Below are 23,410 nucleotides of genomic sequence, written 5' to 3'. Positions count from 1 at the left end.
ATGGTCAATGAGCGAGGGATGGTGGATGCAGAAAACTGGGCGGATTTTTCTGGGAAGCAGCCGTGACCCGCACGATGCGGTCAAGAAGGGCGAGTATCTCGACCTCAAGCTTGCCAATCGCCATGGCCTGGTCACCGGCGCGACCGGCACCGGCAAGACGGTGACGCTGCAGATCCTCGCCGAAGGGTTCTCGGAAGCTGGCGTGCCGGTTTTCTGTGCCGACATCAAGGGCGATCTGTCCGGCATTTCCATGCGCGGCGAGGGCAAGGACTTCCTGGTGGAGCGGGCGGAGAAAATCGGCCTGGACCCGTATTACAACGACTTCTACCCGGTGGTGTTCTGGGACATCTTCGGCGAGAAGGGCCACCCGATCCGCACCACTATCTCCGAGATGGGGCCGCTGCTGCTATCGCGCCTGATGAACCTGTCGGATGCCCAGGAAGGCGTTCTCAACATCGCTTTCAAGATCGCCGACGAGGAGGGGCTATTGCTGCTCGACCTCAAGGATTTGCAGGCGATGCTGGCGCATCTCGCGGAAAACGCCGGCGACATCTCCAAGCTTTACGGCAATGTCGCCAAGGCCTCCGTCGGCGCGATCCAGCGCTCGCTGCTGGTGCTCGAACAGCAGGGCGCCGAAAGCTTTTTCGGCGAACCGGCGCTCAAGATCACCGACCTGATGCGCACCGACCGCGACGGACGGGGCATCGTGAACATGCTGGCCGCCGACAAGCTGATGATGAATCCGCGCCTCTATGCGACCTTCCTCTTGTGGCTGCTGTCGGAACTGTTCGAGGAGTTGCCCGAAATCGGTGACCCCGAGAAGCCGAAGCTGGTCTTCTTCTTCGACGAGGCGCATCTGCTATTCGACGACGCCCCGAAGATCCTCGTCGACCGGGTCGAGCAAGTGGTCAAGCTGATCCGCTCCAAGGGTGTCGGCGTCTATTTCGTCACCCAGAATCCGCTCGACGTGCCGGACGGCGTGCTGGCCCAGCTCGGCAATCGCGTCCAGCACGCGCTGCGTGCCTATACGCCTCGCGAACAAAAAGCGGTGAAGACGGCGGCCGAGACCTTCCGCCCCAACCCGGAATTCGACGCCTATGAGGCGATCACCCAACTCGGCGTTGGCGAGGCGCTGGTGTCGACCTTGGGCGAAAAAGGCGTGCCGTCGATGGTCGAGCGCACGCTGATCCGTCCACCCTCGGCGCGTCTGGGTCCGCTCAACGACGCGGAGCGCGACGCGATCATCGCCAAGAGCCCGGTCGCGGGACAGTACGACCAGGCGATCGATCCGGAATCGGCTTATGAAATGCTGGTCGGGCGAGCCGAGGCCGAGCTTCGTCAGGAAGAAGAGCAACGTCGGCTCGAAGCCGAGACGGAGAAGGCGAGCCGCGAGGGTGAATCGATGCGGCGGGCGGAGGCCGCCGAAGGGCGGCGCACGCGCACCGGCTTCCAGCTTCCCGATTTCGGGCTCGGCGATGGCGGGCGCGACGACACAAAGGAGGTCGAAGAGGTCGACGAGGCCGCCCCGCGCCGCGGCCCGGCGCCGAAGCGGCGTCGACGCTCCTCCGGCTATCAGCGACAGACGCTGACCGAAACGGTGATGAAGCAGGTAGGCCGAACCGTCGCCTCGACCGTGACGCGGGCGATCCTGCGCGGCGTGCTCGGCGGCTTCAAACGCGGCCGCTGAGCGGGCACGGCGGTAGATCCCAGACGTCGCCCGGCGCCACGTTGAGGACTCAATGACCCGGCGACCTTTCCAACGACCCGGCGACACCCCATTTTCGCCCCGGCTAACCGTTGCGAAGGAAGATCCATGAACCGGAAGTCGACGCTCGCTTCTTACATTTTGTGGCTGCTGGGCTTCGGCGCGATCTGCGGCCTGCACCGGTTCTATCTCGGCCGGCCGTGGACCGGTCTCTTATGGCTTCTCACCCTGGGGCTTATGGGCATCGGCCAGCTGATCGACCTGTTCCTCATTCCCGGTATGGTGCGCGAAGAGAATCTCGAAAGCCGCGTCGACCATATGGAGCGTGAGCGCGATCGCCTGCGGTAATACCAACCTGCGACAAAGCCGATCCCGCAACAAAAAAGGGGCGAGAGAATCTCCCGCCCCTTCGAATGGAAATGATCGCAGGATAGCCCGGTCAGACCATGCCGATCTGGGTGACGACCAGCGGCGAGCCAGACTTGACACGATCATAAAGATCGATCGCGTCCTGGTTCATGAAGCGGATGCAGCCCGACGAGGAGTTCGTCCCGATCGTCCAGTATTCCGGCGTCCCGTGCAGACGGTAGAGCGTGTCCTTACCACCCTGGAAAATGTAGAGCGCGCGCGAGCCCAGCGGGTTGGCGAGACCCGGCTCCATGCCGTCCGCATATTTGGCGAGGCTCGGCTCCCGGGCAATCATCTCCCTGGGCGGCGTCCAGGTCGGCCATTTCCTCTTCCACTGGACCTTGGCCCGGCCGCTCCAGGAAAAGCCCGCCCGTCCGATGCCAACGCCGTAGCGCATCGCGCGGCCACCCGGCATCACCACATAAGCAAAATAATTCGCGGTATCGACGACCACTGTCCCGGGCGCTTCGCCGGTCGGATCAGCGACCTCCTGCCGATAGAATTTCGGATCGACGCGCTTCAGATCGACGGCCGGAATCCGGTATCCATCGTCGACCACAGGCCCGTACATCGACACATATTTGGGTTCGATCCCGCGCTCTACGGGATAGGGTGCCACCGATGCGATCTTGGCGCGCGGTCCGGTGGTGCAGCCTGTCGCAATCGCTGTGGCGCCGAGACCGAAGCCAAGGAGCAGTTTGCGACGCGTGAAGAGGGAGTTGCCGTTATTCGTCATCTATCCAGCCTGTTTTTCTTATCGGCCGCCACCCTACGAGCGAAAGCCGTAAATTGTTGTTACCGTGCGAACACTTTTCAAGTTGTTCGGTTCCATTTCGATCACATCCGTTTGATCGCCCCTCGGCGATAGCCGCGAACAGACCTGCGTCCGTCCAAGTGCGATTATGACTTGGCGAGCTATGATCAGACGAGATTCGGCAGGCTGCGAAGGTCCGCCAGGACGGCATTCGGCGACAGATCCAGATACTCGTCCGGCTCACCGCCACGGTTGATCCAGACGGTGTTGAAGCCAAATTGCCTGGCCCCCGCGATGTCCCAGCGATTGGATGATTGAAACGACACGGCGTCCGGATAGAGCCGAAAGCGTGTCGTCACCAATTCGTACATGGCCGGGGCGGTCTTGTAGGCCCCGCAGTCTTCGGCCGAGAAGACCACGTCGAACAGATCCTCGATTCCCGCCGAGCGCACCGCCCGCTTCAACATCTCCCGCGAGCCATTGGACAGAATCGCGAGGCGTGCCTCCCGCTCCTTGAGCGCTCTGAGGGTCCCCGGCACTTCCTCGAACGCGTCGAGGTCGCGATAGGCCTCGAGTAATTTGTCGCGCAGCGCCGGGTCCGCCGATGGGACCTTTTTGAAGGCGTAGTCGAGGGCGTCTTCCGTCAGCTGCCAGAAATCCCGTTCGGCCCGTCCCATCAGGCCGCGGACCCAGGAATATTCGAGCTGCTTGCGGCGCCAGATCTCGGAGAGAAGCCGGCCCGATTCTCCCAGGTCACCGGCATGGCGGGAGACGGCGGCACCGGTGTCGAACAGCGTGCCATAGGCGTCGAAGACATAGACGGAATGCAATGGGGTCTCCCTGATCGTGTAAGCGGACGCTCTGGCTTTGGACGGTCATATGGACCCGTCGCGGCAATTGGAAGCGTCGCCGCTGCCGTCGGCGATAATCCGATCGAGAGCCGGGCCTTCTTCGCTGGGCCGATGGTCGGGTATCCGGCCGGCACGCCGCGTCCACGCTCAGGGTAACCCGCGGACCTCAACGACCACGATGTGCCGGAAACGGCGCAGCTTATTTTGCCGCGCTAGACTTGGCGGTCAGCATCCAGAGCACCTCAAAGAGGAAGTCCTTTTAGGATATAGACGTCGTTCCAATCCGAGCGACCCGACAGGCGCTCAATTTCGGGCGGGGTGGCCGGAATCATGCTGTCGGTGAACCGCAGTCCGATTTCGTCGCCCCGTCGCCACGCAACAACGACTGGGCGAAAGACTCGATCGGACTGATCGTAGATCGCCAGCTGCGACGGCAGATGATTTCCTGAATAACGGCGCACGCGGAGCCCACCATCGGATATATCAACCACCATTCCATCGTCCAGAAACCTGTGACACCGCGTTACGAGTTTCACCGGTCTCAGGCGCGTGCGACGGCGACACCAGCGGCGCTGATCATGCAGATCGCGAAGAAATCTTGTCCTCATTGCCGGCCCCCGCGATGGCGCGTGCTCGATTCCTTCAAGCACGGCGAATCAATTTGCCTTTCCACGATGATTGTATGGTTCAATCGTTTCTGCGGTCGTAATGTTCTCTCCCGCATTTTCATGGATTTCGTTATCGAGCGGTTGACTCTGCTGCCAGGCCGTCGCTAGCGCAGAACGGATACTCTTCTCCCACGCGTAGGTAGTCCGCCTTGGCGGCAATCGTGTCGCCGTGCAGTCCCCGTCCGCCCAATTTGGAGCTTCGCCATGCCACAGAAAATGACTCGCACGCGGACTTTCATCGACGGCGAGTGGCATGACGGCAACCCTGGTCTCATCGGCCCGCGCAGCCATGCGATGTGGCTCGGCAGCACCGTGTTCGATGGCGCGCGGTGGTTCGATGGCCTCGCGCCCGACCTCGATCGGCACTGCGAGCGCGTCAACCGCTCGGCCCAGGCGCTCGGCCTGAAGGCGACGGTGACACCGCAGGAAATCGTGCGCCTGACCCGCGAGGGGCTTGAAGGGTTCGATGGCAAGACCGCCGTCTATATCCGGCCGATGTACTGGGCCGAGGATGGCGGCTACATGGGCGTTCCGGCCGACCCGGAGACGACGCGCTTCTGCCTTTGTCTCTATGAAGCGCCGATGATCGCGCCCTCGGGATTTTCGCTGGGCGTCTCGCCGTTTCGCCGGCCGACGCCCGAAACCATGCCGACGCTGGCCAAGGCCGGATGTCTCTACCCCAATAACGGCCGAGCGATCATGGAGGCGAAGTCGCGCGGCTTCGACAACGCGCTGGTGCTCGACATGCTCGGCAACGTCGCGGAGACGGGAACGTCCAATCTCTTCATGGTCAAGGACGGGACCATGTTCACGCCGGTTCCCAACGGCTGTTTCCTCGACGGGATCACAAGGCAGCGGGTGATCGGGCTGTTGCGCGAGGAGGGCAGGGAAGTGGTCGAGGCGTCGCTGACGGTGGCCCAATTTCTCGATGCCGACGAAATCTTCTCAACCGGCAACCACTCCAAGGTGGTGCCGGTGGTCGGAATCGAGGGGCGCGAACTCCAGCCCGGGCCCGTCTACGAGGCGGCGCGTGAGCTGTATTTGTCATTCGCCCGCTCGGCGGGCTGAGCGTTTACTGGAACGCCGACCGGTGGCAAACGCAACCGTCGGCCCTAACTTCCCCCTCGCTGAATTTTGACGTTTCGGGCAACCCTCGCCGGGTCTGCCCGTTGCGCTCAAGACCTAACCAACCAGAAGGAGACGCACCAAATGGCATTCACCCTTCCAGAGCTTCCTTACGCCTACGACGCGCTCGGCCCGTACATGTCGAAGGAAACGCTCGAATATCACCACGACAAGCACCACAATGCCTATGTGACCAAGGGCAACGAACTGGCCGAAAAGGCAGGAATGTCCGATCTGTCGCTCGAGGAGATCGTCAAGAAATCGCACGGCAGCGACCAGGCGCTCTTCAACAATGCCGGCCAGCATTACAACCACATCCATTTCTGGAAGTGGATGAAGCCAGGCGGCGGCGGCAAGAGCCTGCCGGGCAAGCTTCAGACGGCATTCGACTCCGATCTCGGCGGCTATGACAAGTTCAAGGCCGATTTCGAGGCCGCCGGCGCCGGCCAGTTCGGTTCGGGCTGGGCCTGGGTCGCCGTCAAGAACGGCAAGCTTGAGATCATGAAGACGCCGAACGGCGAGAACCCGCTGGTGCATGGCGCCGAGCCGATTCTCGGCGTCGATGTCTGGGAGCACTCCTACTACATCGACTACCGCAACGCCCGGCCGAAATATCTCGGAGCGTTCGTCGATAATCTGATCAACTGGGACTACGTTCTGGAGCGCTACGAGGCCGTTACCGGTTAAAGCAGGTTCTCTGCCTCCTGGCCGCAATGGCGGCAGCGAGATAGATCAAGGCCCCGCAGACGCACAGCTTGCGGGGTCTTTTCCATGAGCTGCAGCGTTGACGTTTTTGTGAAAGGGGCCGAACCAAAGTCCGATTGCGCCAGGCCGCAAGTTGCTTTCAAATATTTCTTGCTTGTCCGCAGACGCGGATGAACTTCCGGGAGACGAATTAATGCAGATCAGAACTCTCGCACTTGTCCTTGCGACGACGACAGCGGCCGCGTTCGCGCTGCCTGTGCTTGCCCAAAATGCCGAACCCATCAAGCAGCGGCAGGAACTGATGGAAGGCAACGGCAAGGCCGCCAAACTGTCGGGCCAGATGCTCAAAGGCGAGGCGGAGTTCGATCCGGCCAAGGCAGCCGAGGCATTCCAGGCCTTCCACCAGGCCGCTGAAAAGTTCGGCACGCTCTTTCCCGAGGACAGCAAGACCGGCGAGGAGACCGAGGCGGCTCCGGCGATCTGGGAAAAACCCCAAGAATTCCAGGCGGCCGTCGCGAAATTCGAGAAGGATTCGGCGACCGCGATCTCTGCCGATCCGCAGGATATCGACGCCTTCAAGCAGAGCTTCGCCATGGTGGCGGAGAACTGCAAGAGCTGCCACGAGGACTTCCGCATCAAGAAGGACAAATAACGGCGCGTAGCCGCAAGGGGCGCGGCGCGGGACGGACACTGGCGACATGCTCAACCGCATCCTGACCACCGTCCTGGTCGGTGTCGTCCTCGGCGCCGGCGGCTTCTATCTGCTGACGATGCCCGACCCGCTCGATGCGGCGACGTTGCCGCCCGAGCAATCCGGCGACGCAGTGCGGGGCGAACGGATGTTCTGGGCCGGCGGCTGCGCGTCCTGCCATGCCCCGTCGAAGGCAAAGGCCGCTGCGAAGCTCGATCTTGGCGGCGGAGATCCGCTGAAGACGGACTTTGGCACCTTTTACGCCCCCAACATTTCCCCCCATCCGACCGACGGGGTGGGGGGTTGGAGCCTTGCCGACTTCGCCAACGCCATGCAGCGCGGCGTCGATCCAGAAGGCGAGCATCTCTATCCGGCCTTTCCCTATTCCTCCTATGTCAAGATGAAGCCCGGCGACGTCGCCGATCTTTGGGCCTTCCTGAAGACGCTGCCGCCGATCGTGGGACAAGCGCCGCCGAGCGATCTCGCCTTTCCGTTCAATATCCGCCGCGGCATCGGTCTGTGGAAGCTCTTCTTCCTCGATGATGCGGCGCCGGTCGTTGATCTAGGCGAGAACGCCTCGGACGCGGCCCGCGCCGGGCAGTATCTCGTGGAAGGCCCCGGCCATTGTGGCCAGTGCCATACACCGCGGGGCCTTGGCGGCGTCGGCGGACTGGATACGGATGCCTGGCTGACGGGCGCGCCGAACCCGGAGGGCAAGGGGCGTATTCCCGATATCACCCCGTCGAAGGGCGGGATCGGGTCCTGGTCGGCGTCCGACATCGTCTATTATCTGGAAAGCGGCTTCACGCCGGATTTCGATTCCGTCGGCGGCGCGATGGTGGCGGTGCAGGAGAATATCGCGCGTTTGCCCGCGACGGATCGCGAGGCGATCGCGGCCTATCTAAAGGCCGTGCCGGCGGTTGAGAGCGCCGGCAAATAGCCCGGACAGTTCCGGCGCGCGCCTGATCGTGGGGCGGCGGCGGACTACCCGTCCTTGCCCATCAGCTTGAGCGCGAAGGCGTGGATATAGGCCACTTCCTCCAGCTTGGAGAAGCGGCCGGAGGCGCCGCCATGGCCCGAATCCATGTTGGTGCGCAGGATGACCGGATTGTCGTCGGTCTTCACCTCGCGTAGCCGCGCCACCCACTTGGCCGGCTCCCAATAGGTGACGCGCGGATCGGTGAGCCCGGCCAGTACCAGCATCGGCGGATAGGCCTGCCGCTTGACGTTATCGTAGGGGCTGTAGGACGCGATGATCTCGTAGTCCTCGCCCGACAGGATCGGATTGCCCCATTCGGGCCATTCCGGCGGCGTCAGTGGCAGCGTGTCGTCGAGCATGGTGTTGAGCACGTCGACGAAGGGCACCACGGCGATGATGCCGCCGAATTTGTCCGGCGCCATGTTGGCGACGGCGCCCATCAGCATGCCGCCGGCCGAGCCGCCATTGGCGACGATCCGCTCATGCCGGGTGTAATTTTCGGCGACGAGGTGGTCGGCGCAGGCGATGAAATCGGTGAACGTGTTGGCCTTGTTGCGCCGCCGCCCGGCATCGTACCAGGCAAAGCCCTTGTCCTTGCCGCCGCGGATATGGGCGATGGCGTAGACGAAGCCGCGATCGACCAGCGACAGCGCATTGGTGCTGAAGCTGGCGGGGATGGCGATGCCATAGGAGCCATAGCCGTAGAGCAGGCAGGGCGCGGTGCCGTCGAGCGGTGTATCCTTATGGTAGAGCAGCGAGATCGGCACCAGTTCGCCGTCCTTGGCCGGCGCGAAGATGCGCCGGGTCACGTAGTCGGCCGGGTCGTGGCCGGAGGGAACCTCCTGCGTCTTCAGCAGAGTGCGCTCGCGGGTCTCGACATCGTAGTCGAAGGTCTGGTTCGGCGTCGTCAGCGACGAATAGGTGAAACGGATGGCGTCGGTGTCGAACTCGTACGTGCCGGCCAGCCCGAGCGAATAGGCTTCCTCTTCGAAGGCGATCGCATGCTCCTCGCCGTCCGACAGCCGCTTGACGACGATCCGCGGCAGGCCGTCCCGACGTTCGAGCCAGATCAGGTGACGCTTGAGCACCATGTGGCCGAGGATGAGACGGCCATCTTCATGCGCGACGAAATCGGTCCAGTCCGAGCGCCGTGATGCGTCGGTCGGCGCCGTGACGATCTTGAAATCCCGAGCGTCGTCACAATTGGTCAGGATGTAAAGGGTGCCGTTGCCCTCGTCGACGCTGTATTCGATGCCGGTTTCGCGCGGCGCCAGCAGGCGGGGTTCGGCCGCCGCGTTGTTGGCGGGAATCAGCCAGCATTCGGAGGTTTCGTGGTCGTGAATGTCGATGACAACGAATTCGCCCGACTGGGTCTTGTCGACGCCCATGAAGAAGCCGGTGTCGGTCTCCTCGTAGATCAGCGCGTCGTCGAGCGGGTCGGTTCCCAGGCGATGGAAATAGACCCGGCTCGGACGATGGTTGGAGTCGAGGCGCGTATAGAAGAAGCCCTTCGAGCGGGCCGACCAGACCGTGCCGCCGCTGGTGTCCTCGATCCGCAGCGGCAGGTCCTCACCGGTCTCCATGTCGCGGATCGAGACGGTGTAGAATTCCGACCCCTTGTCGTCACAGGTCCAGGCGAGCCAGCGATGGTTGGTCGAGTGGCTGACGCCACCGAGCGAGAAATAGGCGCGATCGGCGGCCTCCGCCTGCCCGTCGAGAAGCACCGTCTCTTGAGCCGCGGTGCCGAAGCGGGGACGCCGGATGAAGCGCGGATATTCCGCTCCGGTCTCGAAGGAAGCGCCGTAGGCCCATTCTCCCTCCGGGGCGGGCACCGACGAATCATCCTCCTTGATTCGCCCGCGCATTTCCTTGACGAGCGCTCCGCGGAGCGCCTCGGTGCCGGCCATCACCTCCTGCTGATAGGCATTCTCGGCAATGAGATGTTCGCGGATTTCGCTATCCAGGACGCTCGTATCCTTGAACACATCCTGCCAATTGTCGGCCCGCAGCCATGCGTAGTCGTCGGAGCGCTCGCGGCCATGCCGGACGTCGGTCCGGGGGCGCCGCTCGGCGAGGGGGGGAGTGGGTTTCAATTCGGCTGTGGAGGAGTTTGTCATCAGGCCTGACTTGCGGGAAGGGCTGGGAGAATCGAACGCTGGAAAAAGAGGACGACGTTTCGCGCAATAGTAGCGAAGAATGACGTAGAGGCCAAACCGCACGCGGCGTGGGTTGCCCAATGACTTGACGCACCGTGTCCCATCCGGGGCCGTCGATCCGTGGCCGGGTGGGCAGCGGCGCCAAGGGTGCGAGGTCGGCGGGCCGAATCACTGACGCCTATGCGATACCGGCAGGGTCACACTTTTCGCGTGCTGCACGGATATTTTCTGTGGCGTATGGCATACCACTATACTAGAAACGGGGTGCGGATCAGGCTTCGGGCGAACCAGTCTTGCCCACAAAGGCTGCTCTCCGTATGAGGGAGTCGGGACGGCGCGTCGCGAATGCGAGGTGGCGACAGGCGAGGGATGGAGTACGCGCCGCGGATGACGGGTATCGAGGCAACGACAGGATTTTTGGCGCTTGCCCTGCCGTTCATCGCCGCGGCTTTGGCTCCGATCCTCACCCGTCTTTTCAAGCAGCACGCCTGCTGGCCGCTGGCACTCGCCCCGGCACTCGCCTTCCTGTTCTTCCTGCAGGCGCTGCCGGCCGTCGCCGACGGCAACGTACTGCTGTTCGGGTTCGACTGGATCCCATCGTTCGACGTGCGGTTTTCCTTCCGGATCGACGGCCTGTCCTCGACCTTCGCGCTCCTGATCACCGGCATCGGCACGCTGATCGTGCTCTATTCCGGCGGTTATTTGGCCGGCCATAAGGACCAGGGCCGCTTTTTCTCATTCATCCTGATGTTCATGGGGGCGATGCTGGGGCTCGTCGTGGCCGACGATCTCATCACCCTGTTCGTCTATTGGGAACTGACGTCGATCACCTCGTTCCTGTTGATCGGCTTCGATCACCATCGCGAGGCGGCGCGGCGCGGCGCGATTCAGGCGCTGGTGATCACTGGCGGCGGCGGGCTGGCGTTGCTCGCCGGCCTGATCGTGATCCGCGAGCTGCTCGGCCTGTCCTCGATGAGCGACGTGCTCGCCGCCGGCGACGCGTTACGCGACAGCGCTTTTTACGTGCCGATCCTGATTCTCGTGCTCGCCGGTGCTTTCACCAAATCGGCGCAGATGCCGTTCCACGTCTGGCTGCCCAACGCCATGGAAGCGCCGACACCGGTCTCGGCCTATCTGCATTCGGCCACGATGGTGAAAGCCGGCGTCTATCTGTTGCTGCGCTTCCATCCGGCGTTGGGCGATACCGCGCTGTGGACGACGATCCTGCCGCTGTTCGGCTCGGTGACGCTGGTCGTCGGGGCGCTGCTGGCGATTCGCGCCAGCGACATCAAGATCACGCTCGCCTATACGACCGTTGCCTCGCTTGGTCTTCTGGTCATGCTGATCGGCGTCGGAACCGAGGCCGCGATCACCGGCGCGGTGCTCTATCTGATCGCCCATTCGCTGTTCAAGGGCGGCCTGTTCATGGTCGCCGGATCGATCGACCACGGGGCGCATACGCGCGAGATCGATCGTCTCGGCGGGCTCGGCCGGGCGATGCCGATCACCTTCACCGCGGCGATGCTCTGCGCCCTGTCGATGGGCGGGATCACGCCCTTCGTCGGCTTCCTCGCCAAGGAGGAGATCTATTATGCCCTCGAACAGGGCGATGCCTATCACATCGCGCTGATGGTCGCGGCGATCGCCGGCAACGCGCTGATGTTCGCGGCCGCCTTCGTCGTGGCGCTGAAGCCGTTCGTCGGCCGGATGCCGGAGACGATCCATCATCCTCACGAGGGGGCTGCGACGATCTGGCTCGGTCCCCTGACCCTCGGCGTCCTCGGTCTTCTCGGTGCGCTGTTCTATGGCGCCTATCATGATTATTTCTCCAGCCCGATGGCCTCGGCCGCGCTGGGTGAGCCGGTCGCGATCGAAATCGGCTGGGTGCCGCATCTGAACCTTGCCTTCATGCTGTCGCTGCTGACCATCGCGCTCGGCATCGTGCTGTATGCTTTCGCGGCGCAGCTCCGCTCCGGCCTGGCAAATCTTCTCGCCGCGATCGGATGGGGCCCGGACAAGGGGTTCGACCAGGCGATGCGGGGGCTGTTGCGCGGGGCCTTCGCGATCACCAATTTCCTGCAATCGGGCCGTCTCGACATCTACATGACGGTCACCGTCGTGCTGATCATCGCGGCCCTATTCGGGCCGATGATCTATATGGACGCCTTTCCGGCCATGCCGGACTTCCCCACTCTGGCCTTCTACGAGTGGACCGTCCTCGGGCTCGTGATCCTCGGCATCTTTGCCGTTGTCATCGCCAAGAACCGCCTGACCGCCATCGTCTCGCTGGGCATTCAGGGCTTCGCTGTGGCGCTGATCTTCATGCTGCTCGGCGCGCCGGATCTGTCCTTCACGCAATTCATGGTCGAAACGCTGTCGGTGGTCATCCTGGCCCTGGTGATGACCCGGCTGCGGCTGTCCGCGGCGGATCACCGGCCGCTGCGCGAGTCCCTGCCGGACGCCGTTCTGGCCATCGCTGGCGGGGCCGGCTTCGGCCTGTTCCTGCTGGCGGTGACCCAGCGCCCCTTCGACGCCTCGCTGTCGGATTTCTTCGAGCGCTACAGCTACACCATCGCCCACGGGCGCAACATCGTGAACGTCATCCTCGTCGACTTCCGCGGCATCGACACGATGGGCGAGATCGCCGTCGTCATGACGGCGGGCCTGGCCATCCTGGCGCTGATCCGCGTCAGGGTCGGGCGCAAGGGCGAGCGCTACCCCGATCCGACGGAGCAGACGCCATGAGGACGGTCATCTTCCGTTTCACCATCCCCTATCTGACGACCTTGATGGTGTTGTTTTCGATCTTCGTGCTGCTGCGCGGGCACAACGAGCCAGGTGGCGGCTTTATCGGCGGGCTGATCGCCGCGTCGGCTTTCGCCATCTACGGCATCGCCTGCGGCGTCGCGCCGGTCCGCCGGGCTTTGTATTTCCACCCGATGGCGATCGCGGCGAGCGGCCTGATGATGGCGGTCTTGTCCGGCGTGGCGTCGCTGTTCGTCGGCGCCAAGTTTCTGACCGGCCTGTGGGCGTTTCCGGCGATCCTCGGCGGCGATGTCGGCCTGTCGACGCCGCTGTTCTTCGACATCGGCGTCTATCTCGTCGTCGTCGGCGCGATCAGTTCCATCGCCCTGGCCCTCGAAGAGAGGGAGAGCGACTGATGGAAACCGCGCTCAGCTTCGTCGTCGCCTGCCTGTTCGGCACATCGCTCTATCTGCTCTTGTCGAAGCACATCATCCGCATGCTGCTCGGCGTCGTCCTGCTCGGCAACGGCGTCAATCTGTTGATCTTCACCGCCGGGCGCATCGGACCGATCGCGCCGCCGATCATTCCGGATGATCTCAAGATACCGGAAAGCGCGATCGCCAACCCGCTGCCGCAGGCGCTGATCCTGACCGCGATCGTGATCTCCTTCTCCTTCTTCTCCTTCCTGCTGGTGCTGGCCTATCGCGCCTATCAGGATCTCAACACCGACAACACCGACGAGATGCGCCTCGCCGAACCCAAGGACCAGGGGCTGCCGCCCCTCGGCTACTGACCATGGCTATCGGAAACATCGAGGTCCTCAAGGTCGAAGCCATGGTGAAGGGCGCGGTCGCGGCGTCCGACTATCTCATCGTGTTGCCGGTCGTCACCTGCTTCATTTTCGGAGCGGGTCTCCTGATGCTGCGGAAACGCATCGACTGGCATCCGTGGCTCGCGATCCCCGGCTTCGTGCTGCTCTTCGGCATCGACGTCGCGCTCCTCGTCAAGGTCGCCGCAGAGGGGCCGCAGACGATGATGATGAGCGGCTGGAAACCGCCCTTCGGCATTGCTTTCACGGTCGATCTGATGGGCGCGCTGTTCGTCAGCGTCGCCGGTTTCGTGGCGCTCGCCTGTGCGATCTACGCCGTGGCCTCGATCAGCGCGACGGAACGGCGCTACGGCTTCTATCCGTTTTTGTTCCTGATGATGGGCGGTGTCTCAGGCGCCTTTTTGACCGGCGACATCTTCAACCTCTATGTCTGGTTCGAGGTGCTTCTGATCGGCTCGTTCGGGCTGTTGATCCTCGGCTCCGAGCACGAACAGCTCGACGGCGCGACGAAATACTGCATGCTCAATCTCGTCGGCACGACGCTGTTCCTGATCGCCACCGGTTATCTCTATGGCATCTTCGGCACGCTCAACATGGCCGATATCGCCACAAAGGCCGCCGCGATGCCGGATGATGGCGCAGTCTACACCCTCGCGGTGCTCTATCTGGTGGCGTTCTCGCTCAAGGCCGCGGCGTTTCCGCTCAACTCCTGGCTGCCCGCTTCTTACCACACGCCGCGCTTCGTGGTGTCGGCGCTGTTCGCCGGTCTTTTGACCAAGGTCGGCGTCTACGCGATGATCCGCGTGCTGCTGATGCTGTTTCCGCCGGAGCGGGCCGGCCTCGCATCGGTAATCGCCTGGATCGCGGGGTTGACCATGCTCGTCGGGGCACTCGGCGCGCTGGCGCAGACCGATCTCCGGCGGCTGCTGAACTACGTCGTCATCGCCGGCATTGGCACGATTCTCGCGGGGCTGGCGGTGCCCTCGATGACCGCTGTTTCCAGCGCTCTTTCGGTGGCCGATCCGGCGACGGCGGCGCAGTCGGTCGCGGCGCCGGCGGCTGCGGTGCTTCAGACCGGGCTGTCCGGCTCGATCTATTACGCCCTTCACTCGATCGTCGTCATGACCGGGCTTTATCTGGCGGCCGGAACCGCGGCGTATCTGGCCGGATCCTCATCGCTGGCGGAGATGGGCGGACTATGGCGCCGCCACCCGCTGTTCGCGGCGCTGGTGCTGGTGCTGCTATTCGCCGTCTCCGGCCTACCGCCCTTTTCCGGTTTCTGGCCGAAGGTCGCGCTGGTCCGCGCCACGATCACCGCCGACATGCCTTGGCTGGCCGCCACCATCCTTGTGTCCGGCTTCCTGATGACCATCGCCAGCGCGCGTGTGTTCGCGCTGGCCTTCTGGCGACCGCTGCCCGCGATCCAGTCGGCGGCCAGCGAGAGCGAGGCCGCGCGCATCGAAGCCGAGACGTTCCAGGCGCCCGGGCCGGGCAGGGCGCTATCGCTGGTCCCGATGCTCGGGCTCATCAGCTTCGTCATCGCCGCCGGCGTCTGGCCGGAGTGGTTGGCGCGGCTGACCGACGGCGCGGCGGCGGGCGTCATCGATCCCGCGGCCTATCTCTCCTCGGTCTTCGGAGGCGGATCGTGAGGCTCTCGCTCTTCAACCTCATCCTGGCACTGATCTGGGTCATCATCTCGGGCTCGTTCACCCTGCTCAACCTCGTCTTCGGCTTCGTGCTGGGCGCGGCGGCGCTGTATCTGATCCGCGAGCAGGTCGGCACCGTCGGCTATGTCGGCCGGGCCGGCCGCATCCTCACGCTGTTCCTGCTGTTCGTCTATGAACTGCTGATGTCCGCCTGGCGGGTGGCCGTGCTGGTGCTGACACCGAAGCCCGACCTCAAGCCCGGCATCTTCGCTTATCCGCTGAAGGTCGACCGCGACTTCGAGATCACGCTCCTGGCCAACATGATCACCCTGACGCCCGGCACCCTGTCCGTCGACGTCTCGGAGGATCGCTCCACCCTCTATGTCCACGCGATCGACTGCTCCGATCCCGAAGCCACGAAGGCGGATATCGCCGGCGGTTTCGAGCGCAAGATCCTGGAGGCGTTTCGATGAGCCTTCACGAATTCGCCCGGTGGTCTCTCGATATTTCGCTCTCTGTCGCCCTGGTGTTACTCAGTGCGGCCTTTCTGATCACCGTGACCCGGATCGTCATGGGGCCGACGCTGCCCGACCGGGTGCTCGGCCTCGACATGCTGACCAGCGTCGCAATCGGCTTCATCGCGGTCATCGGCATCGACACCGGCTTCACACTCTACATCGATATCGCGATCGCCCTCGGCCTCGTCGGCTTTCTCGCGACCGTCGCGTTGGCGCGGTTCATCATGGCTCGAGGCAAGACCGAGGAAGAGCGGGTGGAGCAGTTGCGCGCCGCCGCGAATGTGGCCAGAGCGGGCGAAAAGACATGATCGCGGACATCTCGACCATCATCGCTAGTCTCCTGATCCTTGCCGGCTCCGCTTTCGCTGCCGTTGCCGCGCTCGGCATTCTGCGTTTGCCGGATATCTACACGCGGATGCACGCCGCCTCGAAGGCGGGCTCGGTCGGCTCGGCCATGCTGCTGATCGCCCTCGCAATCACCGCGGACGAGACGCCGGTCGTGCTCAGGGCGCTCGCCGCCGTAGTGTTCTTCCTGTTGACCGCGCCAATCTCGGCCCATCTCCTGGCCAAGGCCTCCTATTCGGTGGGCTATCGGATGTGGGAGGGCTCCGTCCTCGACGAGATGCCTCCTGTCGATCCGACCTTGGGAGTCGCGAAAGCGCCACCGCCGCAAGGCCCGGTCACCAGCGTCGGCGAGAGCCAATGATGCCGCTCGGTCGCTCGACGGATGCCGCCGCGTGACGGCGCTGCTGATCGTCTTTGCGGGCCTCTTCGGCGCGGCCGGAGTGGCCGGCGCCGCCTTGGCCGCCCATGGCGGCGACACACGGCTTGTCGCCATCGCGGCGGCGATCGCGCTGGTTCACGCGCCGGCATTGCTGGCGCTGGCTGTGTTGCGGCCGATGATGCCGCACCTGTCGGCCATTGCGGGGATGCTGACCATCGCCGGAACGCTGTTGTTTTCCGGCGATCTGGCGGCGCGGGTCGTGTGGAGCGAGCGGTTGTTCGCCAATGCCGCGCCGCTCGGAGGTCTGATCCTGATCGGGGCGTGGCTGGTGACGGCAATCGCTGGTATCGCTGTGGGAATGGCACGGCAGCGGTCGACGCCGCCGGCACTATGAAATCGAAATTGGAGGAATCCCCATGAATGGTTTCGATCGAGCGCTCTTTGCCCGAAAGACCGTCGTCATCACCGGTGCGGGACGCGGCATTGGCGCGGCGGCCACGCGGGCGTTTCTCGCTGCGGGCGCCGATGTCGTTGCCCATGCGGGACGCAGTCTGGAACATGCGGAAAAGGACTTGCTCGCGAATTTACCGGCAGAGGATCGCAAGCGTTTGACGCTGCTGACCGCCGATCTTGCCGACCCGGAGGGGGGCGAGCGCCTGGCTGAGGCGATCCTCGCCAAAGTCGGCGGCCGGATCGACGTTCTCGTCAACAATGCCGGCACGATGGGCGGCCGGGTGGCGGCGGGAGACGTCGACCGGGCGCAATACGATCACGTCCTCGACTTGAACGTCCGATCCGTCGTGGCGTTGACGACGAAGCTCCTTCCGGCGCTGAAGGCCGCCGAAGCTCCCGCGATCGTCAACACATCGTCGGTCGCGGCGACCATCGGCGGCAGCCCGGGCTCATCGCTCTATTCGGCCTCCAAGGCCTTCATCTCGACTTGGACACGGGCACTCGCCAAGGAACTCGCGCCGGACAACATCCGCGTCAATGCCGTTTCGCCCGGCACGATCATGACCGACTTCCATCGCCGCTATTCGACGCCGGAAAAGCTGGAGGCGACAGCCGCGACGATTCCGATGCAGCGCCTTGGCACCGCCGAGGATTGCGCGCCGGCGTATCTGTTTCTCGCCAGCCCGGAGCTGTCAGGCTACATCACCGGCCAGGTGATCGAGGTGAATGGCGGTCAGTTCATGGGCTGAGGCGGAGCGCCCGCGAGCGCTCCGCCATTTTCCTCGGCCGCCCGGCGGACGCAGCCTAGCCGCCGTGAATCGTCCGGCGGCTTGGGGGGCTGGTTCAGCCGAGCGGCTTCCAGCTCTTGCCGCCGTCATTGCTGACGATCACTTCGCTCTGCTGGGTGACAGCGAACAGATTGTCGGGATTGCTCGGATCGGCGGCGAAGTGGATGAGGATACGGTTCCCGAAACGGTCGGTGATCGGCTCCCACTCGCTTGCGGATTTCGCCAGCTTGACCAGACCGGAGCCGACCACGAAGGCATAGACGGTTCCGTCCGGGGCTGCTTTGACGAAACTCGCCGGCTGTCCGGCAGGCCCGCTCGGCTCCCAGGTCTTGGCGCCATCGCGGCTGACCATTACGCCCTGGCCGGTGGCCGCGTAGACCGTTTTCGGATCTGAGACCGACGCCGCCAAGCCATAGATGTCGGCGGGCGGTGCGCCGACCACCTCCCAGGTCTTGCCGCCATCCGCGCTTGTCTGGATCTCGCCGTAAAGGCCGTAGAGCACGTTCGGATCGGCGGGGCTGACGGTCATGGCGTGGAAGTCGACCGGCCCGTTGACGCCAGGGGAGACCTGTTCCCAGGAACTCGTGCCGTCACGCGATACGAGAAAGCCCGAATTTCCGCCTGTTTTTGGGTGACCGCTCGCGAAGAAGGTGTTCGCGTCGGAGGGATGCGAGGTGAAGCTCATATAGTCGTCTGTGTTGCTCGATACCTTCTCGGCCGTGCCGTCGGGAGAGGTAAGGAACACACCGTCGTGGGTTGCCAGGTAAAGCCGGGACGGGTCGGACAGATTCACGGCAATGCCATGGATATGTGAGACCTCGGCGATTGGCATGCTCTGGGCCTGGCTGCTCGACCAACCGGAGCCTGCCACGGCCACGGCGGCGAGAGCGCCCATGGCGAGGAATGATGTCGTACGGTTTTTCATTGGAGTTCCTATTCGAGTTGCAGGGGGATGAGGTCAGAACAGCGAACGAAACGTCGTCCACCAGGAAGGATCGGCGGGCTTGTCATGCAAATCCCGATCGTTGGTCAGTGCGTTGACGAAGCTGACGAGGTTGACCGGCTGGAAAGCCAGGCCGTGAAAATTTCCTCGCCAAACGCCGTTCTGATCGATGACGTGGGTAACGATGCCGTGGAGCTGAAGGCCATCCTCCGTCACTTTGAATTTGTGACCGAAGGCTTCCGCCAGCTTGCGAGTCTGTTCCGGTCGTTCCGGTCCACTGGTGAGAAACCGCCAGTTTGCCGGATCAAGCCCATGATCATCGCCATAGCTTCGGAGAATATCGGGCGTATCGCGGACCGGATCGGTGGTTACCGTGACGAAAGTCACGCGATCCTTCATGGGGGCGATGTTCACCATCTTCTGCACGCGAGCGATCGTCTCGGCATGAAGAGGGCAAACATCCGGGCACTGCGTATAGACGAAGTTCAGCACCACGACCTGGTTACGAAGATCCTTGAGGCGAACCGTATTTCCTGCCGCGTCCTGAAGCGAAAAGTCGGGAGCGGGCTCGTTTCTCGGCTCAAAATATTGCTCGTTCTCGCCGAGTTGCGCCTGGAGATCGTCCAATGAATGCGCGGTTGCCGCAGGCGGCACGGACATCATGACGAAAAGCCCTGCCGCCAGGGCTTGGCGAAGGATGGATCGCATCTGAGTTTCCTATGTCCGGATCAGGTCGGGCCGACGATCCGAACGGCAACGAAAATCGCGGGCCGTCGGGCGCATCGGGGCGTCGACATCGACCGCCGCGGCTGCGGCGATCGCTTCGTCTTATGCGAAGAGTTTAGGAGGGAAAGGGTCTGGCGCGGCGATGGCGTCGGGCGTCGGCCGCTCGGGCATCCAACCGGGAACTTCTTCCGCCCCCGCCGGCAGACAATCGTCAGCACAAGACAGGACGCCGACGACTAGGCACGGAGAAACGCAGACCGATTTCGCCATGTCATTCGCGCACGTGTCGCATGTATCCGGCGTCGTGGCGCCGCTCGTGACCGTCAGGGCATTGTCCGCCATGTCGCCCGGCGGCATTCCATAGCCGGGCGTTCCCAACGCGAAGGTCAGGAAAAGCGTGAAGACGAGGATCCGACGAAGAGCCGACATGACGCCGATATAGCCCTTCGCGCGCCCGATGCCAACGCACGCCGGATCCGCAGCCACTCCGCCCCTGAATTGGCCGGTCGGCAGCCTCCGGCACGGGCGGCGTTCGATGTTGCCGTATCGGCCGCCGCGCCCGTCCACCGGTGGACGGCGAATCATCATTGTTCAAGCCCGTCGTCTGCGAGCGAGACAAATGGCAGGCGCACTGCTATGGCCCGGAGCGGGGGAGCATGAAACGATCGAACGGCGGCTCTGCTTGAGGACACGTATCCTTTCGGTTTTGGCGTTTGCCATCGTGACGACCTTGGGTCTCGCGCTGGCTGGCCATGTCTGGAAGGCGAGTGGCGACGCCGATCGTCTGCGCTTTGTGGGCGTCGCGGACGATGCCATGGCGCGGATATCCGCCCGTCTGCAGATGCATCTGTCGCTGCTGCATGCCACGCACGCTTTTCTCGTCGTCGAGGGTCAGCAGGTCGGGCGGGAAAAATTCTCCCGATTCCTCGACAAGGTTGATCTGACGGAACGGTTCGACGGGATTCAGGGCGTTGGTTTCGCGTTGACCGTCCCGACGCAGGACGACGCGGCCGCCCGCGCAACCCTGAGCAGGAATTACGGTGATGTGGCCGACATCTGGCCCGCGACCGACCAGACCGAGCGTACTCCGATCGTGCTGCTGGAGCCGCAGGACGAACGCAATCGCGCCGCGCTCGGCTATGATATGTTTTCCGACGCAAGTCGCCGCGAAGCCATGCAGCGGGCGGCGAGCACCGGCGAGGCGAGCGCTACCGCTCCGGTCAGCCTGGTTCAGGAGATCGACGAGAACCCTCAGGTCGGCTTTCTGATCTATCTGCCGTTTTTCTCTGAAGCGGCGCAGGCGGCGGGCGCCGTCGGTGAGACACAAGGCTTCGTCTACGCGCCCTTCCGGTTGGGCGATCTGTTTTCCGCCGCGCTTCAGCAAAGCCCGCGCCTACCGGTGCTCGTCGAGGCGTTCGACGGCGAGATGGCGCCAGGATCTCGGATATTCACATCGCGCGTCGATGCCGACGCGAGTCGCAACGAGAAGTTCGCGGTGGTGCGGAATCTCGAAGTTGCGGGTCGCGACTGGATTTTCCGGCTGACTCCCACGGCTGATTTCCAGAGAATCGGCTCGGTCCTTCCCGCGGTTGTCCTTGCGCTCGCGGGATTGTTGCTCGCCGTCCTTCTGGCGCTGCTGACCTTGGCGCAGGCGCGACGATCGGAAGCGGTCGCGGCACTGCACGCCGAAAGCGAGCGCAATCTCGCCCAGAAGGATCTGATGCTGTCGGAGATGAACCATCGCATCAAGAACTCGATCGCGCGGGTCTTGGCGATTGCTCGCCAGACCGCCCGCGGCGCCAAGGGGGTGGACGATTTTCTGGAGTCCTACGCGGCTCGGCTCGGCGCGATGGCGTCGGCCCAGGAGATATTGACCCGCTCGCAGTGGAAGCGGGCCAAGATTGGCGATCTTTTGGCGGGAGAGCTGCGCCAGGTGTTCGGCGATCGGCTGGAAGCTTGCGATATCAGCGGACCGGACATCGAGGTCAGCGAGACGAAGGCCCAGGCGTTGGGGCTGACCTTCCATGAGCTGGCCACCAACGCGCTGAAATATGGTGGCCTCGCTACGTTGCACGGAAGCCTTTCGGTTCGATGGGCGCTCTTGGGCGGCGAGGTGACGATTGACTGGTGCGAATTCGGCATCGCCGAAACTCCGTCACTGGCGCCGCGAAGCGGCTTCGGGACCCGTCTCATCGACATCAACGTCACCGGCGAACTCGGCGGTACGATCACACGGCGGCCGGGGGTGAATCGGCNCATCGCCGAAACTCCGTCACTGGCGCCGCGAAGCGGCTTCGGGACCCGTCTCATCGACATCAACGTCACCGGCGAACTCGGCGGTACGATCACACGGCGGCCGGGGGTGAATCGGCTCGGCATCCGGATCGCTTTCCCGTGGCCGGACGAGGCATTGCGCAAGGCTGAAACGACCGCGTGAGACGGACCTTGCGCGCGGGTGCCGGCCACTTTCGGAAAGCCAGCAGGTTTTGCTCATGTTTTTGACCAAACGATAAAAAATTTGACCTGCTGAAAAACTCGGATCATTCTCTTTCTCGATCAGGCTGACCGGGGAGGGCGCCTCTCGCGCGGTCGCTGATGGTGACTGGCTGGAGGGAATGTCCGTGATGAACGAAGCCCGACCGATCCGGCCCGATATCGGCGCGAAGCGCCTCGACGCCGACACGTTGAAAGCGAATTTTTCCGATCTTCACCCGCCGCTCGAGGCGCACGAGGCAGTGGTCGAGGCCGACCGCTGTTACTTTTGCTACGACGCGCCATGCATGACAGCCTGCCCGACCTCGATCGACATTCCGCTTTTCATTCGCGAGATTCAAGCCGGCAACCCGACCGGCGCGGCCAAGACAATCCTGTCGTCGAACATTCTCGGTGGCATGTGCGCCCGCGTTTGCCCCACCGAGACGCTTTGCGAGGAAGTCTGTGTACGCGAGATCGCCGAGGGCAAGCCGGTCAAAATCGGGCTCCTGCAGCGCTTCGCCACCGATATTTTGATGGACACGGGTGAGCATCCCTTCACCCGTGCCGCGCCCACGGGCAAGCGGATCGCCGTCGTCGGGGCGGGACCGGCGGGCCTGTCCTGCGCCCATCGCCTCGCCATGCACGGCCATGACGTGACGCTCTACGATGCCCGCGAAAAACCCGGCGGTCTCAACGAATACGGCATCGCCGCCTACAAGACGACGCAGGGCTTTGCTCAGCGCGAGGTGGATTTCGTCCTCGGTATCGGCGGCATCTCGCTCGAAACCGGCAAGGCGCTGGGCCGCGATATCCATCTCGCCGACCTACGCCGGGACTTCGACGCGGTCTTTCTGGGCCTCGGCCTTGCCGGCGTCAACGCGCTCAGCACCGAGGGCGAGAGCCAAGCGGGTTCGGCCGACGCCGTCGCCTGGATTGCCGAACTCCGCCAGACCACCGATCTCGCCTCGCTGCCGATCGGGCGCCGAGTTGTCGTCATCGGCGGCGGCATGACGGCGATCGACGCGGCCGTGCAAGCCAAGGGCCTCGGCGCCCAGGAGGTGACCATCGCCTATCGTCGGGGCCAAGAAGCCATGAATGCTTCCCGCTACGAGCAGGAGATCGCGCAGACCCGCGGCATTGCGATCCGCTGCAATTTGCAGCCGAAGCGGATTCTGGCTGAGGGCGGCCATGTCACCGGGATCGAGCTGGAGCGGACCCGCACCGAGGACGGCCGGCTGGTGGGGACGGGGGAGACGGTGACGCTCGAAGCCGACCAGGTCTTCAAGGCGATCGGCCAGAGCTTCCTGCCGGATGGTATCGATGGCGAAGGGGGAGGCATCCAGCTCGAGCTCGGCCGCATCAAGGTCGATGCCGACCGGCGCACGTCGCTGCCCGGCGTATGGGCCGGCGGCGACTGCATTTCGGGGGGCGACGACCTGACCGTGGTTGCGGTTGAGGATGGCAAGGTGGCGGCTGAGGCGATCCACCGGACGTTCGTCGGCGCGAAGGCATAGGGAACAA

23 protein-coding genes are annotated in these 23,410 nt (G+C 63.8%); 17 read left to right on the top strand and 6 right to left on the bottom strand.

All coding sequences use genetic code 11. The features are described from left to right. Positions 1 to 25 precede the first annotated feature (25 nt). Together VQ045_RS05000 and VQ045_RS04995 are read left to right on the top strand one after the other, a co-directional pair. Positions 26 to 1,687, top strand: a complete 1,662-nt coding sequence (locus VQ045_RS05000; RefSeq protein ID WP_331829345.1) for a helicase HerA-like C-terminal domain-containing protein — start codon at positions 26 to 28, stop codon at positions 1,685 to 1,687. Positions 1,688 to 1,813: 126 nt separating this feature from the next. After that, a complete protein-coding gene (locus tag VQ045_RS04995; protein WP_327622515.1) occupies positions 1,814 to 2,053 on the top strand; it encodes a TM2 domain-containing protein in 240 nt (79 codons plus the stop codon). Between the two features lie 91 nt (positions 2,054 to 2,144). On the opposite strand, the gene VQ045_RS04990 is transcribed toward VQ045_RS04995, so the two are convergent. From VQ045_RS04990 to VQ045_RS04980, 3 genes are all read right to left on the bottom strand, one after another. Beyond that, a complete protein-coding gene (locus VQ045_RS04990; RefSeq protein ID WP_331829344.1) occupies positions 2,145 to 2,849 on the bottom strand; it encodes a L,D-transpeptidase in 705 nt (234 codons plus the stop codon). Positions 2,850 to 3,034: 185 nt separating this feature from the next. After that, positions 3,035 to 3,697, bottom strand: coding sequence for a haloacid dehalogenase type II (locus VQ045_RS04985; protein WP_331829343.1), 663 nt, complete (start codon positions 3,695 to 3,697; stop codon positions 3,035 to 3,037). A 263-nt stretch (positions 3,698 to 3,960) separates the two neighbouring features. Then, on the bottom strand, positions 3,961 to 4,212 hold the full coding sequence (locus VQ045_RS04980) for a hypothetical protein (RefSeq protein WP_327622512.1): 252 nt from the start codon (positions 4,210 to 4,212) through the stop codon (positions 3,961 to 3,963). A gap of 378 nt (positions 4,213 to 4,590) precedes the next feature. Here VQ045_RS04980 and VQ045_RS04975 point away from each other — a divergent pair, with 378 nt between their 5' ends. The 4 genes from VQ045_RS04975 (at position 4,591) to VQ045_RS04960 (ending at position 7,847) form a co-directional block, all read left to right on the top strand. After that, positions 4,591 to 5,454 (top strand): branched-chain amino acid aminotransferase, encoded by an 864-nt coding sequence (locus VQ045_RS04975; protein ID WP_327622511.1) that lies wholly within the window; start codon positions 4,591 to 4,593, stop codon positions 5,452 to 5,454. A 141-nt stretch (positions 5,455 to 5,595) separates the two neighbouring features. Next, positions 5,596 to 6,198 carry a superoxide dismutase gene (locus tag VQ045_RS04970; RefSeq protein WP_327622510.1) on the top strand — a complete coding sequence of 201 codons (603 nt, stop codon included), beginning with the start codon at positions 5,596 to 5,598 and terminating at the stop codon, positions 6,196 to 6,198. Between the two features lie 211 nt (positions 6,199 to 6,409). Beyond that, positions 6,410 to 6,868: a c-type cytochrome gene (locus VQ045_RS04965; RefSeq protein ID WP_327622509.1), complete on the top strand. Its 459-nt coding sequence runs from the start codon at positions 6,410 to 6,412 to the stop codon at positions 6,866 to 6,868. A 46-nt stretch (positions 6,869 to 6,914) separates the two neighbouring features. Continuing rightward, positions 6,915 to 7,847 (top strand): cytochrome c, encoded by a 933-nt coding sequence (locus VQ045_RS04960; protein ID WP_327622508.1) that lies wholly within the window; start codon positions 6,915 to 6,917, stop codon positions 7,845 to 7,847. Between the two features lie 44 nt (positions 7,848 to 7,891). Here the strand turns inward: VQ045_RS04960 and VQ045_RS04955 are convergent, their stop codons facing one another. Continuing rightward, positions 7,892 to 10,003 (bottom strand): S9 family peptidase, encoded by a 2,112-nt coding sequence (locus VQ045_RS04955; protein ID WP_331829342.1) that lies wholly within the window; start codon positions 10,001 to 10,003, stop codon positions 7,892 to 7,894. Between the two features lie 426 nt (positions 10,004 to 10,429). On the opposite strand from VQ045_RS04955, the gene VQ045_RS04950 reads away from it, so the two are divergent. Genes VQ045_RS04950 through VQ045_RS04910 form a run of 9 tightly spaced genes read left to right on the top strand, consistent with a single transcriptional unit; the run spans position 10,430 to position 17,706 of the window. Beyond that, a complete protein-coding gene (locus VQ045_RS04950; protein ID WP_331829341.1) occupies positions 10,430 to 12,787 on the top strand; it encodes a putative monovalent cation/H+ antiporter subunit A in 2,358 nt (785 codons plus the stop codon). Next, the gene (locus VQ045_RS04945; protein ID WP_206455351.1) at positions 12,784 to 13,203 is read left to right on the top strand and encodes a Na+/H+ antiporter subunit B; all 420 of its coding nucleotides are present in this window, start codon (positions 12,784 to 12,786) and stop codon (positions 13,201 to 13,203) included. Before VQ045_RS04950 ends, VQ045_RS04945 begins: the two co-directional genes overlap by 4 nt. Then, entirely contained in the window at positions 13,203 to 13,580 is a 378-nt protein-coding gene (locus tag VQ045_RS04940; protein WP_327622505.1) for a Na+/H+ antiporter subunit C, read from the top strand. Before VQ045_RS04945 ends, VQ045_RS04940 begins: the two co-directional genes overlap by 1 nt. Before the next feature lie 2 nt (positions 13,581 to 13,582). Then, positions 13,583 to 15,265, top strand: coding sequence for a proton-conducting transporter transmembrane domain-containing protein (locus tag VQ045_RS04935; RefSeq protein WP_331829340.1), 1,683 nt, complete (start codon positions 13,583 to 13,585; stop codon positions 15,263 to 15,265). Beyond that, on the top strand, positions 15,262 to 15,735 hold the full coding sequence (locus VQ045_RS04930) for a Na+/H+ antiporter subunit E (protein WP_327622503.1): 474 nt from the start codon (positions 15,262 to 15,264) through the stop codon (positions 15,733 to 15,735). The genes VQ045_RS04935 and VQ045_RS04930 overlap by 4 nt, the downstream gene beginning before the upstream one ends. Then, a complete protein-coding gene (locus VQ045_RS04925; protein ID WP_331829339.1) occupies positions 15,732 to 16,088 on the top strand; it encodes a cation:proton antiporter in 357 nt (118 codons plus the stop codon). The genes VQ045_RS04930 and VQ045_RS04925 overlap by 4 nt, the downstream gene beginning before the upstream one ends. After that, a complete protein-coding gene (gene mnhG / locus VQ045_RS04920; protein WP_327622501.1) occupies positions 16,085 to 16,486 on the top strand; it encodes a monovalent cation/H(+) antiporter subunit G in 402 nt (133 codons plus the stop codon). The genes VQ045_RS04925 and mnhG overlap by 4 nt, the downstream gene beginning before the upstream one ends. Positions 16,487 to 16,517: 31 nt before the next feature. Further along, positions 16,518 to 16,898, top strand: coding sequence for a DUF423 domain-containing protein (locus tag VQ045_RS04915; protein ID WP_331829338.1), 381 nt, complete (start codon positions 16,518 to 16,520; stop codon positions 16,896 to 16,898). A 22-nt stretch (positions 16,899 to 16,920) separates the two neighbouring features. Further along, a complete protein-coding gene (locus tag VQ045_RS04910) occupies positions 16,921 to 17,706 on the top strand; it encodes an SDR family NAD(P)-dependent oxidoreductase (RefSeq protein WP_327622499.1) in 786 nt (261 codons plus the stop codon). Positions 17,707 to 17,800: 94 nt separating this feature from the next. On the opposite strand, the gene VQ045_RS04905 is transcribed toward VQ045_RS04910, so the two are convergent. Together VQ045_RS04905 and VQ045_RS04900 are read right to left on the bottom strand one after the other, a co-directional pair. Continuing rightward, entirely contained in the window at positions 17,801 to 18,670 is an 870-nt protein-coding gene (locus VQ045_RS04905; RefSeq protein ID WP_327647598.1) for a F510_1955 family glycosylhydrolase, read from the bottom strand. Positions 18,671 to 18,703: 33 nt separating this feature from the next. Beyond that, the gene (locus VQ045_RS04900) at positions 18,704 to 19,351 is read right to left on the bottom strand and encodes an SCO family protein (RefSeq protein WP_331829337.1); all 648 of its coding nucleotides are present in this window, start codon (positions 19,349 to 19,351) and stop codon (positions 18,704 to 18,706) included. A gap of 520 nt (positions 19,352 to 19,871) precedes the next feature. On the opposite strand from VQ045_RS04900, the gene VQ045_RS04895 reads away from it, so the two are divergent. Together VQ045_RS04895 and VQ045_RS04890 are read left to right on the top strand one after the other, a co-directional pair. Continuing rightward, positions 19,872 to 21,851: a CHASE domain-containing protein gene (locus VQ045_RS04895; RefSeq protein WP_442879824.1), complete on the top strand. Its 1,980-nt coding sequence runs from the start codon at positions 19,872 to 19,874 to the stop codon at positions 21,849 to 21,851. 178 nt (positions 21,852 to 22,029) lie between these two features. Beyond that, positions 22,030 to 23,403 carry an NAD(P)-dependent oxidoreductase gene (locus tag VQ045_RS04890; protein WP_331829335.1) on the top strand — a complete coding sequence of 458 codons (1,374 nt, stop codon included), beginning with the start codon at positions 22,030 to 22,032 and terminating at the stop codon, positions 23,401 to 23,403. Positions 23,404 to 23,410 lie beyond the last annotated feature (7 nt).

The sequence above is a fragment of the Aurantimonas sp. E1-2-R+4 genome, assembly GCF_036549515.1.
GTDB classification, from domain to species: Bacteria; Pseudomonadota; Alphaproteobacteria; order Rhizobiales; family Rhizobiaceae; genus Aurantimonas; species Aurantimonas coralicida_A.
Note: the sequence above shows the minus strand (reverse complement) of the source record. Positions and strands in the feature narration are given on the sequence as shown.

What these genes read in the sequence shown, in the direction of transcription:
- VQ045_RS05000 (WP_331829345.1), top strand. Translation starts at nt 26, where the DNA reads ATGCAGAAAACTGGGCGGATTTTTCTGGGAAGCAGCCGTGACCCGCAC.
- VQ045_RS04995 (WP_327622515.1), top strand. Translation starts at nt 1,814, where the DNA reads ATGAACCGGAAGTCGACGCTCGCTTCTTACATTTTGTGGCTGCTGGGC.
- VQ045_RS04990 (WP_331829344.1), bottom strand. Translation starts at nt 2,849, where the DNA reads ATGACGAATAACGGCAACTCCCTCTTCACGCGTCGCAAACTGCTCCTT.
- VQ045_RS04980 (WP_327622512.1), bottom strand. Translation starts at nt 4,212, where the DNA reads ATGGTGGTTGATATATCCGATGGTGGGCTCCGCGTGCGCCGTTATTCA.
- VQ045_RS04975 (WP_327622511.1), top strand. Translation starts at nt 4,591, where the DNA reads ATGCCACAGAAAATGACTCGCACGCGGACTTTCATCGACGGCGAGTGG.
- VQ045_RS04970 (WP_327622510.1), top strand. Translation starts at nt 5,596, where the DNA reads ATGGCATTCACCCTTCCAGAGCTTCCTTACGCCTACGACGCGCTCGGC.
- VQ045_RS04965 (WP_327622509.1), top strand. Translation starts at nt 6,410, where the DNA reads ATGCAGATCAGAACTCTCGCACTTGTCCTTGCGACGACGACAGCGGCC.
- VQ045_RS04960 (WP_327622508.1), top strand. Translation starts at nt 6,915, where the DNA reads ATGCTCAACCGCATCCTGACCACCGTCCTGGTCGGTGTCGTCCTCGGC.
- VQ045_RS04955 (WP_331829342.1), bottom strand. Translation starts at nt 10,003, where the DNA reads ATGACAAACTCCTCCACAGCCGAATTGAAACCCACTCCCCCCCTCGCC.
- VQ045_RS04950 (WP_331829341.1), top strand. Translation starts at nt 10,430, where the DNA reads ATGACGGGTATCGAGGCAACGACAGGATTTTTGGCGCTTGCCCTGCCG.
- VQ045_RS04945 (WP_206455351.1), top strand. Translation starts at nt 12,784, where the DNA reads ATGAGGACGGTCATCTTCCGTTTCACCATCCCCTATCTGACGACCTTG.
- VQ045_RS04940 (WP_327622505.1), top strand. Translation starts at nt 13,203, where the DNA reads ATGGAAACCGCGCTCAGCTTCGTCGTCGCCTGCCTGTTCGGCACATCG.
- VQ045_RS04935 (WP_331829340.1), top strand. Translation starts at nt 13,583, where the DNA reads ATGGCTATCGGAAACATCGAGGTCCTCAAGGTCGAAGCCATGGTGAAG.
- VQ045_RS04925 (WP_331829339.1), top strand. Translation starts at nt 15,732, where the DNA reads ATGAGCCTTCACGAATTCGCCCGGTGGTCTCTCGATATTTCGCTCTCT.
- mnhG (WP_327622501.1), top strand. Translation starts at nt 16,085, where the DNA reads ATGATCGCGGACATCTCGACCATCATCGCTAGTCTCCTGATCCTTGCC.
- VQ045_RS04910 (WP_327622499.1), top strand. Translation starts at nt 16,921, where the DNA reads ATGAATGGTTTCGATCGAGCGCTCTTTGCCCGAAAGACCGTCGTCATC.
- VQ045_RS04905 (WP_327647598.1), bottom strand. Translation starts at nt 18,670, where the DNA reads ATGAAAAACCGTACGACATCATTCCTCGCCATGGGCGCTCTCGCCGCC.
- VQ045_RS04900 (WP_331829337.1), bottom strand. Translation starts at nt 19,351, where the DNA reads ATGATGTCCGTGCCGCCTGCGGCAACCGCGCATTCATTGGACGATCTC.
- VQ045_RS04890 (WP_331829335.1), top strand. Translation starts at nt 22,030, where the DNA reads ATGTCCGTGATGAACGAAGCCCGACCGATCCGGCCCGATATCGGCGCG.